At 55.6% G+C, this 12,375-nt stretch carries 7 protein-coding genes and 1 pseudogene; 3 read left to right on the forward strand and 5 right to left on the reverse strand.

Annotated elements, in window-relative coordinates; genetic code table 11:
- The first annotated feature begins 77 nt into the window (after window positions 1–77).
- A complete protein-coding gene (locus B0O95_RS13630; RefSeq protein ID WP_104078366.1) occupies window positions 78–1,490 on the forward strand; it encodes an MFS transporter in 1,413 nt (470 codons plus the stop codon).
- 219 nt (window positions 1,491–1,709) lie between these two features.
- Here B0O95_RS13630 and B0O95_RS13635 read toward each other — a convergent pair whose 3' ends face one another.
- From B0O95_RS13635 to B0O95_RS13645, 3 genes are read right to left on the reverse strand one after another with little or no spacing between them, the layout of a single operon-like run.
- Window positions 1,710–2,027, reverse strand: a complete 318-nt coding sequence (locus B0O95_RS13635; protein WP_104078367.1) for an AtuA-related protein — start codon at window positions 2,025–2,027, stop codon at window positions 1,710–1,712.
- A 1-nt stretch (window position 2,028) separates the two neighbouring features.
- Window positions 2,029–3,387, reverse strand: coding sequence for an acyclic terpene utilization AtuA family protein (locus B0O95_RS13640; protein WP_104078368.1), 1,359 nt, complete (start codon window positions 3,385–3,387; stop codon window positions 2,029–2,031).
- 21 nt (window positions 3,388–3,408) lie between these two features.
- Window positions 3,409–4,713, reverse strand: a complete 1,305-nt coding sequence (locus B0O95_RS13645) for a CitMHS family transporter (protein WP_104078369.1) — start codon at window positions 4,711–4,713, stop codon at window positions 3,409–3,411.
- 101 nt (window positions 4,714–4,814) lie between these two features.
- Between B0O95_RS13645 and B0O95_RS13650 the strand changes: the two genes are divergently transcribed.
- Both B0O95_RS13650 and B0O95_RS17360 read left to right on the forward strand, forming a co-directional pair.
- Window positions 4,815–5,720, forward strand: coding sequence for a LysR family transcriptional regulator (locus B0O95_RS13650; RefSeq protein WP_104078370.1), 906 nt, complete (start codon window positions 4,815–4,817; stop codon window positions 5,718–5,720).
- Window positions 5,721–5,726: 6 nt separating this feature from the next.
- Window positions 5,727–6,284, forward strand: a pseudogene (locus tag B0O95_RS17360) (IS30 family transposase); the annotation flags it as partial.
- Between the two features lie 330 nt (window positions 6,285–6,614).
- On the opposite strand, the gene B0O95_RS13660 reads toward B0O95_RS17360, so the two are convergent.
- Together B0O95_RS13660 and B0O95_RS13665 are read right to left on the reverse strand one after the other, a co-directional pair.
- Window positions 6,615–8,204, reverse strand: a complete 1,590-nt coding sequence (locus B0O95_RS13660; RefSeq protein ID WP_104078371.1) for a phenylalanine aminomutase (D-beta-phenylalanine forming) — start codon at window positions 8,202–8,204, stop codon at window positions 6,615–6,617.
- A gap of 119 nt (window positions 8,205–8,323) precedes the next feature.
- Window positions 8,324–12,375 (reverse strand): non-ribosomal peptide synthetase (locus B0O95_RS13665; RefSeq protein ID WP_104078372.1); only part of this gene is annotated, 4,052 nt, incomplete at its 5' end.

Genomic DNA, 12,375 nt, shown 5'->3' on the forward strand with positions numbered 1-12,375 from the left:
ATATTCATGCTGCGTAACGCTGTTTCGCCTCAGCCGTCATCTTGCCTACCCGGTTCGTGCCGCATCGGAGGCCGGGGATGAACGATCCACAACTCGATCTCAACGTGGCGACGGCAATGCCCAGAACGGCAGCCTCTGACACGGCTGCGTCCGAGCCATCGGCAAAGCATACGTCGAACGCACCGCCGGATCCGCCAGCCGATCCGGCGCAGGATGTCCCGCTGGAACCCCCGCCCGCGCCGCCGCCCTCCGAGGCAGCCGCGCGTCAATGGCACGACCTGCCGCGCCCCGCCGTTCAACCGGATCCGACCGGTGCATTGCTGCGTTCGCTGTCCGGCCTGCTCGCCGCGTACGCGGTGCTGATGATCGGCAACGGACTGTTCACAACGCTGATCCCGATCCGGATGCTGCATGCGGGACTGTCAACGGTCGCGGTCGGGCTCGTGCAGTCGTGCTACTACGTAGGATTTGTCGCTGGGGCCGTGACCAACAGCCGGCTGATCGAGCGCATCGGCCAGCATCGGGCGTTCGTTGCCTTTTCGGCTGGCGCTGCGCTGACTGCGCTCGCATTCGGCACGTTCGACTCGCCGTGGGTCAGCGGCGCACTGCGCTTTTGCAGCGGTGTTGCGTTCATGGGCGTCTACGCGTGCGTCGAGAGCTGGCTCAACGGCGCGGTTCCGAACGCAATGCGCGGCCGGGTATTCTCGACGTACTTGGCGATCACGTACCTGGGCGTCGGCGCGGGGCAGTTCCTGCTGGACATAGCCGGCGCATCCGGCGGGCGCAACCTGCTGATCGTCGGTGCGCTGTTTGTCGGCGCCATCCTGCCCGTCACGCTGCTGGAAGGTTGGCCAGTGCACGTGTTCGAGGATCGGGCCGGCGTGCGCCGCCCCCGGTCATGGATCGGCCATGCCATCGACCTGTGGCGCGACACGCCATTGGCGATTCCCGGTTGCATCTGCGCCGGGTTGCTGTCCGGTGCGTTTTATTCGATGACCCCGGTGTTCCTGACCGGCATCGGCTTTTCGGTTAGCGAACTGTCGCACTTCATGGGCATCGTGCTGATCGGCGCATTGCTGTCGCAATGGCCAATTGGCAAGCTATCGGACCGCATCGAACGCCGTGTGCTGGTGTTTTACCTCGCGGTGCTGGCCGCAACCCTTAGTGCATCGTTGATCATCGTGCGCGTGCATTGGTTTGTCGGCATCGCGACGCTCGTGTATGTCGCTGCGGCGTTCACGCTTTACGGTCTCATCGTCTCCTACGTGAACGATCATATCGACGCAAACCGACGCATTGCGATCAGTGCGACGCTGTTGATCCTGTTTTCGATCGGCGGACTATCGGGGCCGACGATTGCGTCTGTGGCGATGACCGTGCTTGGACCGAGCGGCCTATTCGTGTTCAATGCCGCGACGGCTGCCCTGCTTGCCTATGCGGCGCGCCGGTCGATCACCGGCGGACAGGCAACGCGGTCCGGGACGCCGTGAAGGCATGCCCGCGCAGCGGGCTGCTTCGAGCTTGCACCGCCTTGCGCCATCATCTCGCGGTGGAAATCGCTGCTCGCGGCCGGCGACAGCGCGTTGACGTGATCGTTCGGATATTCGTGCTGTGGTTTGCACAACAGAGCGGATGACATAACGACACGACACGCGATGCCGCCGTATCCTGGCTGTGCTGCCAGCAGGCCGGTTATCCGCGGAAGCTAATCAGATATCCTTTGGATCTTCAAGATCCAAGTCGAGCAACGCGCTGCTCAGCGACTTGCCATGGGCGTCCAGCGCAAGCGATCGGGTCACCCCGCCACCCAGTGCGTGTTGGGCAACGAAATTGAACGCTGCAATATTCGGCAAATCGTATCGGACGACGTCGCCAAGTACCACATCCTGCAAGTGAGTTTTCACCCGCTCGGCCGTCAGCGTCTGACGCAGATACTCATAGTGGTAACTGTCATAGCATATGACCGATATATTTAACGTATCTCCCTTGTCACCCGTGCGCGAGTGGGCGAGCTTGCGCAACTTCATTTTACGCCTCCACAAATTCGAATGTTGGTCGCACGTGCGCTCTTGGTAACAAGATCGATTGCACAGCAAGCACTTCCCGCGTTGCCTTGGTCGCGCCCCCACCGCCTGCAGGACCATTGGTGTAAAGCGTCTCGACCTCGTTGCCGATGCATGCTGCGTCCGCTAACGAAGCGGTCCGTCCCGCGACGCGTACACGGACCTCGTATGGTTCGCCGCCGCGTGCGCCGGCGCTCGGACCATGCAGTGCGTCAACACCAATCAGGTCAAAGCGCAGCTCGCGGGTCTGGACGCCTCTGAGTTGCAGACGTTCTCGAACGATATCCAGTGCGACACGCGCCCGCCCGAGTGCGCCCGGGCCGCCGTATGACATCTGCCCTTCTCCGATAAAGCCATCCACATAGGCCACCGAGACCTTCAATGTATCGGTACGCGCAGTACCACGGCCTCCCGCTATGCGGACGCGGTCGGGGGCTTCTTCGAATACGCGGACCCCGGTAAAATCTGCCACGACGTCAGGCTGCAGGTAGCGACTCGGGTCGTGTATTTCATAAAGCAATTGTTCCTTGCACGTCGCCTCGGTTACGCAACCGCCGGCATCAGCAACCTTCGTAATGACGGCCGTTCCGTCGGGCTCGACCTCCGCGATGGGGAACCCCAGGCGGGCGAGATTGGGCACGTCCTTGAAACCGGGGTCGGCAAAGTAGCCGCCCGTGACATGACCCGCACACTCGAGCAAATGCCCGACAACGGTGCCTCGTCCGAGCCTGTCCCAATCATTCATGTTCCAGCCGAACTCGTAGATCAACGGCGCGGTGAAAAGCGCAGGATCGGCGACGCGGCCCGTCAGCACGATATCGGCATCGGCCGTCAATGCATCGACGATGGGCGCCGCTCCCAGATAAGCATTCGCTGAAACGAGCCGCTCGACATACGATGTCACACTATCGCCCGACTCCTCGAAATAAAAATCGCCCTGCCGCACGATGGCAAGCACATCGTCCCCAGTGACTGCGGCAATCCTCAAACCGTGCAAACCTAGTGAGCGCGCAATCTGAGCGGTCCTGCGTGCAGCGGCAACCGGATTGGCTGCGCCCATATTGGAGATGATTTGCACGCCATTGCGCACAGCGACAGGCAGAACCGCCATCATGCGAGCATCGAGCAACGGGTCGTAGCCCCGTTCAGGGTTGTCGCGCCGCATCTGCTGCGCGATCGCGATAGTTCGCTCGGCGAGGCATTCAAATACGAGATAGTCTAGCGCACCATGCGCCGCCAGTTCGACAGCGGGCTCTATCCGATCGCCCGAATATCCGGCACCCGCCCCGATTCGCACACAACGCAGTTGACGAATTACAGCCATGGCATGATTCTCAGTTAAGGCTTACAAGGGGAAAACACCCAATACAACAGCGGCGACAGTCATGACAATCGATGTGCCGAATAGCAAAGGGAAGGTAAACTTCTGATGATCGGCGAGATCGATACCGCACAGTCCGATCACGAGGAATGTCGCTGGCGTAAGCGGGCTAACGGGAAAGCCTGTGGTCATTTGCCCGAGCAACGCTGCCTGCCCGACCTGCACTGCCGGCACACCAAGTTGCCCTGCCACTTCTGCGACGACAGGTAACACGCCAAAATAGAACGAATCAGGGTCAAACAACATGCTCATCGGCATCGCGAGGAGCCCCAGCGTAAATGGGATGTGGCTAGACATCTCTTGAGGCACAAGATTGACGGTGGACAGTGCCATCGCTTTGAGCATGCCACTACCTTGCAACACGCCGGTAAAAACGCCTGCCGCCAATAAAACACCCGCCATCATCAATGCAGCTCGCGCATGCGCATCCACACGCTTACGCTGCATCTCCACGTTCGGATAGTTAACCAATAGAACAATACACAGTCCAACCATGAATACGATCGCGGGCGGGATCTTGTCACCTACTACCACCAACGTGCCAAGCACGCACAAAGTAAAAACGACATTGAACCAAAAATTCCGGGGGCGGCGAATTTCACTTTCTTCCCGCGTGAGCTTGCGCTCTGGCATCGGCCCTGAGTTGTCAGCCCAAGCGAATCCGAGCCGTTTCTCCTCGCGGCGACCTAGTAGATAGGCGATGCCAAATACGAACACCAGTCCAACCACCTGCACAGGTATAAGCGGGTTGAAAAGCGACGAAACTGGCAGATGCAAAGAAGCTGATGCGCGGATCGTGGGTCCGGTCCACGGCAAAAAATTAACTCCCGCCGCCATCGATACGGCTGCCGCCAACACACGACGATCCATCTTCAAGCGGTCGTAAAGTGGCAGCATCGCTGGGATCGTCACGAGAAAACACACGGCTCCTGAGCCATCGAGATGAATCAGTAGTGCCAGCAGTGTCGTTCCCATGACAATGCGTGTTGGCTTCGTGCCAACCATCCTCAGAATGCGATCAATAATTGGATCGAGCATGCCAGCGTCCGTAACCGTCCCGAAATAGAGAATCGCAAATACGAACATGCCCACCACCGGCGCCATACTCCTCAAGCCGCCAATCACGAACTCGCAAGTCTGCCACCCAAAACCGCCAAGCAACGACGCCGCAATAGGCACCACAATCAGCGCTACCAACGGCGCCATTCGCTTCGAGAGGATGGCGGCGAGCAAAACCACAATGGTGGCGAACCCCAGTAACGGCAGCATGTATTGGTCCCCCGATTTGTCTTCCGATCACGAATTCAGGATAGGTTGACTCCATCGATAGATCAATTGAAATGATTTGATTGCAGCATTCATAAAACGCAATGGATATGAATCTTCGCGACATCAGGGCCTTTATCGCTGTCGTCGAGACGGGGAGCTTCACACGCGCCGCAGTGCGCCTGCATTTGTCTCAGCCTGCGTTAACAGTCCAGGTTCGTAGGCTGGAAAATGCAATAGGCGCACGCCTATTCGACCGCAACAGTCGTAAAGTATCGATGACACCAGCAGGACGTGAATTACTTCCCGCCCTACAAAAATCGTTACGCGACATGGAGCAGCTGGTCACAAACGCGCACGCTCTGGTGGACGGGTCGCGCGGCGTCGTCAGGCTTGCCTGTCTACCAACGTTTGCCGCAAGCTTATTGCCAAGCCTTATCCTAGAGATGAAGAAAACTACCCCACGCGCCAGCTTCTATGTCCGCGACGTGGTGGCCAGCACGGTTAACGCATTGGTGCGTAGCGAGGAGGTTGACATCGGCCTGACAGGTGGAAACGTGTCTGACGCCGCTTTAGAGATCTTGTATTCTGGCGCCGACCATCTTGTCGCCGTGTTTCCGGAAAATCACCCGCATTCCCTGCGCCGATACGTCGAGTTGGAACACCTCTTGAGCGAACCGCTGGTACTCACTGCGAAGGGTACAAGCGTGCGAGAATGCGTGGACGCCGCCCTGGCTAAGGCGGGATTGGCAGCCCACATTTCGTGCGAACTTACGTACATGACGACGGCCGTCGCAATGGTGCGCAGCGGGCTGGGAGTGACGATCGTGCCCCGCGCTGCGCGCGAGGTCCTGGCTGAGCCGGGACTGGTGGTGCGGCCGATCGCGGGCGACGCATTCGTGCGTCCCATCGCACTCGTCAAAATGCGGGGCCGTACTTTGCCGCCCGTGACAGAGCGATTTGTATCGGCGTTGCGGCGAAAACTCAATGACCAGGCCCCATCGATTTAGGTCAGCAGGAGCAAGGCGCGCCCCGCGGCGCAGCCGCATGGCCAGACCATCGATGCAGCATCAATTCGCGAGCGGCCAGCGCAAGCCGAAGACCGACGGTCCCAGAGCACTGGTAAGGCGACTTGCTGAGCGGCTCGAACAATACACACATCGCTACGTTGGTAGAGTGTCATTCGCCCTTTACCATTCTCGTGAAGGTGAAGGGCAAGGACACCGAAAGCGTCGTATCTGCACTGGTCACACAGGTTCGTAAGCCACCATGCACAAACCGATCGCACGGGACCACGGCATAGAACCCGCACAGCACAAACAATTCATCGTTGTAACCAATATGCAAGTCTACTTCTGCGATCCACAAAGCCCGTAGCAGCGAGGCACGAATGAGTATCCCAACCGGACTGCTCCGCCAGCACTTCCCCAAAGGCGCCTACCTGACCGGCTACTCGCAGGCAGTTTGAACAAGATCACTTCGCAATTGAATCAGCGATCCCAAAAAACATTGGGTTTCATGACGCCAGCAGATAAAAATTAAACGACAGCATCGGTGTTGCATTCACCAGTTAAACCCGTTATCACTTTTGTTGTAGGCATGCTTCAGAGAAAACAGCCCCACCATCACAATCGATTCCAGTCGATCAGATCAGCCAAGCAGACCAACGGATGCTTCAAGTTGATCTGCTCGCGCAGCAGTTGACGAAAAAATCTGCCCCGGCACGGACGTCTTCGCCCCCCACCCTCGCCAGAATTTGCAATACTTACGCGTTAATATGCCTGCGCCTTGCAAATCACACAATACCATTTCGGCCTCCTCGCCTTAATGCGCAAAACACTGTGGACCGCCCAGAGCCGACTACTTATCCAACCTGTGCCACCTTTCCACTGCGGCCCTGATTTTTATATAGCATGCTCATTAGTCATCCCCGAAGGACAAACCATTCCATTCCGAATGAAATTAGCCACGTCCTCCAGATACGGCGTAAGCGGCTCATCTTTATCGAAAAACGGCAGAAAAGATCGTAACGCATTATAAATCGTGGCAGTATGAGCGCCCAATTTTTCAGCACCCCGAATGTCAGCTGCCTGGCATGCACACAAAAGCTCAAAGCTTATAACATAAATAGTATTATCCAATATTTCCCGTGCGCGCCGAGCAGCCACAAGACCAAGTGAGACGATATCTTGAAAATCAGCTGTTGAAGGTAGCGACTGAATGGAGACTGGCACACACAATGATCGATTTTCAGAAGCAAGGGAAGCGCTCATAAATTGGCCACCCATCAATCCCAATCTGATTCCCTGATCATTTTCGCAAAGAAATGGCGGCAATCCATTGCTATTATTTTTATCCATGAATCGATCAATACGCCGGTCCGATAAATTACTCAACGTAACTAAGGCTATAGACAAATGATCCATTGCCATGGACATATACTGACCATGAAAATGACCATTATGATAAACATCGCCACATTTCGGAATAACCAATGGATTATCACTACTGGAATTTAACTCATTTTCCACCACGGATTTAACGTAATCAACAGCATCCTTGATCGGGCCAAGTATATGTGGAGTACACCGCAAAGAATAAGCGTCTTCAATTTGATTATCAACACCATCGATTACATCATCGGAAAGTTGCGATCGAAGCTCCTTCGAAATATCATCTTCGTTACTTATCATGCCGCTGCCAGAAAGCATATTATATATATTTGTTGCGGACGCCCTCTGTCCTGGATGCAGCTTTTCTTCATGCACCAATGGCGAAAATACTTTACGCTTTCCTTGTAACGCCTCCAAAGTTAAGGCTGTTACTGATTCATACGATTCGATCAACTTTTCAGCATCATTTACTAACAGACACGCAAGCCCCGTCATGGCTGATGTACCATTAATTAGCGCCAAACCTTCTTTATAACTCAGTTTAAGCGGCTCAATATTTGCGTCGCGGAGCGCATCTGACGCATCCATAACTTCCCCACGATATCTCACCTTCCATTTTCCGGTTAGCGCCAATGCTATAGCAGCAAGTGGACCTAAATCTCCGCTAGTACCAAGAGAACCCTTTTGAGGAATGCAGGGGCATATTCCTTTGTTAAAAATATCAACAAATTTCTGTAGGTTCTCTAAAGAAATAGCAGATACACCACGGGCCAGTGAATTAATACGCGCCAACATTGTCGCTCGAACCACATGATCATCAAAGTATGATCCAACATTCGTTGCGACTGCCGCAATAAGATTTTCCTGCATTTCTGCAGCATACTTCTCCGGAATAAGATACTTGACAAATCCCCCCATACTTGTATTTACACCATAAATTACTTTCCCCTGCAAAATAAGATCGTCAAGCAGCCTCCGTGATCGAATAATAGATTCGCACGCTTCCTGGCCAAGGCTCACATTAACATTAAAATCATATGCCGCCCTGGCAATATCAACCATTCTCAAGCCCGCGCCCGAAATTTCCAATATATTGCTCATAGCTCATCCTTTTTAAAGTTTGACCATTTATTTTTACAACTCTTCAAAAAATCGCCACTTTTGGAACGCTCAATTCTTGAGTTTCCGACCTTAATTTGCGCAAAGCGCACTGTAAGATATTACCGCATCGCGTCAATTTCCCCTTGGATCGTCTTATTCTCCATCTCATCTAACTTGCGGGCTAAAATTTCGCCAATTACTTTCGCTGGCTCCTGCCTTAGCATTTCTCCATGACTGCAGTGGACATCATAAACTTCAATATTGCCGAGTATGTAAGACCGCCACACATCAGGTGAGGCCAACACGTCCACTTCAGCGTCTGCAAGAGTGGCGCGGAAAAATACCGCATCACCGCTATACGTTGACGGAGAAAATTCCTTCAAGAGACGCGGATTGTTTTTTGCAATTTCAAGAGCATTTTTTAAAAAATCATTACTCATGGCTCCAATAAATTCATCACCATAATGATCGGCGAGCGCAGCATTAACCATCGCTTGGTCGACTTCACCTTTGCTGTCCACCAAATACGATCCTGGAAGACTATCCAGTAAAGCTAGCAACGCCACCTTTTCACCTTGCTGTTCAAGTCGGACAGCCATGCGGTGGGCGACTATGCCTCCCAAGCTCCACCCTAACAGGTAGTAAGGTCCTTCTGGCTGAATTTGGCGAATGTGCTCTAGGTAGTCTGACACCATGTCATCAATGCTAGACGGAAGTGGCCTTGCCCCGTCAAACCCACGAGCTTGCAACCCATAGAGCGGTTGATCAGTGTCTAAAAGACTTGACAGGCTAATGTAACTCCAACTTAAACCAAATCCGGGATGCATGCAGAAAAGAGGAGGGCGACTTCCTTTAGGTTTAAGAGGAAGCAAAATAGAAAACGAACTTTCTTGAACACCATTGAGCTGGGTCAAACGTTGTGCCAAACCAGCGACAGTGGGTGCTTCAAATAACATACGAATGCTAGGGTCAACCTTCAGCGCCTTACGAATACGATCAATTAAACGCATGGCCAACAAGGAATGACCGCCTAGATCGAAGAAACTGTCATCAATGCCTACACGAGGCAAATTCAGCACTTCTGCGAAAAGTTCCGCTAATGTCTGTTCGTGCGGCGTACGAGGGATACGATATTGAACTGGTGTCAAATCCGGTTCAGGCAGCGCACGTTGATCCAGTTTGCCGTTGGGCGTCAGTGGCAACACATCCAAACGCACGAACGCAGCTGGCACCATATAGTCGGGCAAGCGAGCGGCCACATGTGTGCGCAGCGTACTAGTCAACTGCTCATCGGCCTCGGCCACTACATAAGCGACAAGCCGCTTGTCGTGGCCCTCGCCACGCGCGAGCACCGCCGCCTCACGCACCTGCGGATGTTGAACAAGGCACGCCTTGATCTCACCCAGTTCAATGCGAAAGCCGCGAATCTTGACCTGGTCATCATTGCGGCCTAAGTACTCCAGATTGCCATCGGGCCGGTAACGAGCCAAATCTCCGGTTTTGTACATTCGCGCACCAGGCTCTACCGAGAACGAATTGAGCACGAAACACTCGGCGGTAAGCTCAGGACGGTTCAAATAGCCGCGTGCCACACCGTCACCACCGATATATAGCTCCCCAACCGCACCTAGCGGCACCGGCTGACCGCATGTATCAAGCAAGTAGACCTGCGTGTTTGTGATTGGCCGCCCAATCGGAATATTGTCCTCCGTACAGGCCACTGGGCAGGTCCAAAACGTTGTACCAATGGGATTTTCAGCGGGACCATACAAGTTATGAACTTGCGCGTCAGGCAGCAGCGTTTGACACCGCTGGACAGTCGCACCGGGCAGTGCTTCGCCACCGCAAATCAAATGCTTTACCGATTTGCATCGCTGAACACCTTCCGTATCCAAGAAAATGCTGAGCATGGATGGCACAAAGTGAACAGTCGTGATGCGCTCCTGGGCAATGAGATCCATTAAGGCAACAGGATCTTTATGAGCGTCGGCGTCTGCGACAACAAGGGTCGCGCCATTGAGCAACGTCCAAAATAGCTCCCAAATTGATACATCAAAGTTAAAGGGTGCTTTTTGGAGAACGCGATCGGCAGGCGTCAGGCTATAACCTCGTTGCCGGTCGAGCAGCGCCCAATCTTCAGTTAACGTACCGTTAGGCTTTGTAAACTCCAATAAGCGTGCAATTTGAACATGTTCGATCATCACGCCCTTCGGCGTGCCAGTGGAGCCCGATGTGTAGATGACATAGGCAAGATGGCGAGGAGTCAGTTCGGCTACCCGCGGGTTGGGTGCAACTTGATCGAGCGCTATATCCGGCTCAAGCACGGTTCGGCACGCAAGCGCCGTTTCCCCCAACGTGGCCCTGCCCGTTGCATCGGCTAGTACAATCGTTGGCGCGGCATCATGCAGAATATGCGCGAGGCGCTCGCACGGATACGCGGGATCAAGCGGCACACAAGCGCCGCCCGCCTTCATGATCGCCAATAGCCCCACGACCATTGCCGGCGAGCGCTCGACGCAGATTGCCACTCGGGCATCCGGCTTAACCCCCAATTCAATGAGACGATGCGCGAGGCGATTGGCTCGTGCGTTCAATTGCGCATAGCTCAACGTCTGCTCTTCATACACCAGCGCAGTAGCATCGGGGCTGCGCTGCACCTGCGCCTCAAACAACTGATGAAGGCACTGGTGGCCTGGGTAAGGAGCCGCCGTCGCATTCCATGTTTGCAGCAGTATCTGACGCTCATCCGCTCCTAGCATCTGCAGTGTTGCCACCGGTTGCTGTGGGCAGGCCACCATCGCCTGCAACATCGTCGTCAGATACCCCACGTGCCGTTCGATCGTCGCGGGATCAAACAGCGCGCTCGCATAGCACAATGCCCCAATAATCTCCTCGCCCTCTTCATACAGGTGCATTTCCAGGTCAAACCTGACCATGTCGTAGTCAAGCCCAGTAGGCATGATGTCCAGTCCGGGTAGACGCCACTGTCCTGTTTCATTACTCTGCCACGCGAACAACACCTGAAACAGCGGCGTGTGATTGAGCCGGCGCGGCGGCTGCACGATCTCGACCACTTGCTCAAACGGCAGGTCTTGATGCGCCTGCGCGTCCAGCGTCGTGCACCGCACGCGCTCAAGTAACTGCGCGGTCGTCGGCTCGCCCTCCAAATTCACGCGCAACGCCAACGTATTGACAAAAAAGCCAATCAACGGCTCGATCGCAGCATGCCCCCGGTTTGCACTGGGCGTGCCAATGACCAAATCGTCCTGACCTGACAGGCGCGCGAGCACCGCGCTCCACGCGGCGAGCACCGTCATAAATAGCGTCGTGCCGTGCTCACCGCTCAAACGCTTGAGCGCTTGCGTGGTTCGTGCATCGATCTGTACCGGCACATGCGCGCCGGCAAACGACTGTTGCGCCGGGCGCGGCCGATCCGTCGGTAGCGCCAGCAGCACCGGCGCATCGGCCAGCGTCGCGCGCCAGTAGTCGCTCTGCGTTTGAAGCCGCTCGCCCGACAGCCACTGGCGCTGCCAGGCCGCATAATCCGGATACTGGATCGCCAGCGGTGGCAGCGGATCGACTTGGCCGGCTGCGCTTGCCGCGTACAATGCACTCAGCTCGTTCACCAGCACGCCAATCGACCAGCCGTCCGACACAATATGGTGCTTTGTCAGCACCAGTACGTGCTCGTCGTCGGCCAATTGAATCACGCATGCGCGCATCAGTGGCCCGCGTGCCAAATCGAACGGCGCGCGCGCTTCATCGGCGCTCAAACGTGCCAGCTGCGCGTCGGCATCAGACACGCCACGCAGATCATGCCAGTGCAGCGGCACGCCCGTGTCAGCCGGCAGCAACTGCACTTGCGGCTGACCCTCGACACTGACAAACGTCGAGCGCAGCGCCTCGTGGCGCGCGAATAGGGCATCCAGCGCTTGTTGCCATGCTGCCCGATCGAACATCCCCTGCACACGCAGCGCAAGCGGCATGTGATAGGTACCACTGACGCCATCGAGCTGCGCGAGGAACCATAGCCGCTGCTGCGCGAACGACAGCGGCAAACTGCCTTCGCGCGAGATCGGTGTGATCTCAGGCAATGCGTTGACTTGCTGGTTCAACTGCGCACTCACCGCCGCCGCGAACGCCGCCAGCGTCGGCGACGCGAATAAGCTTG

This window comes from Mycetohabitans endofungorum (assembly GCF_002927045.1).
In the GTDB taxonomy this organism is placed as follows: Bacteria; Pseudomonadota; Gammaproteobacteria; order Burkholderiales; family Burkholderiaceae; genus Mycetohabitans; species Mycetohabitans endofungorum.

What these genes read in the sequence shown, in the direction of transcription:
- B0O95_RS13630 (WP_104078366.1), top strand. Translation starts at nt 78, where the DNA reads ATGAACGATCCACAACTCGATCTCAACGTGGCGACGGCAATGCCCAGA.
- B0O95_RS13635 (WP_104078367.1), bottom strand. Translation starts at nt 2,027, where the DNA reads ATGAAGTTGCGCAAGCTCGCCCACTCGCGCACGGGTGACAAGGGAGAT.
- B0O95_RS13640 (WP_104078368.1), bottom strand. Translation starts at nt 3,387, where the DNA reads ATGGCTGTAATTCGTCAACTGCGTTGTGTGCGAATCGGGGCGGGTGCC.
- B0O95_RS13645 (WP_104078369.1), bottom strand. Translation starts at nt 4,713, where the DNA reads ATGCTGCCGTTACTGGGGTTCGCCACCATTGTGGTTTTGCTCGCCGCC.
- B0O95_RS13650 (WP_104078370.1), top strand. Translation starts at nt 4,815, where the DNA reads ATGGATATGAATCTTCGCGACATCAGGGCCTTTATCGCTGTCGTCGAG.
- B0O95_RS13660 (WP_104078371.1), bottom strand. Translation starts at nt 8,204, where the DNA reads ATGAGCAATATATTGGAAATTTCGGGCGCGGGCTTGAGAATGGTTGAT.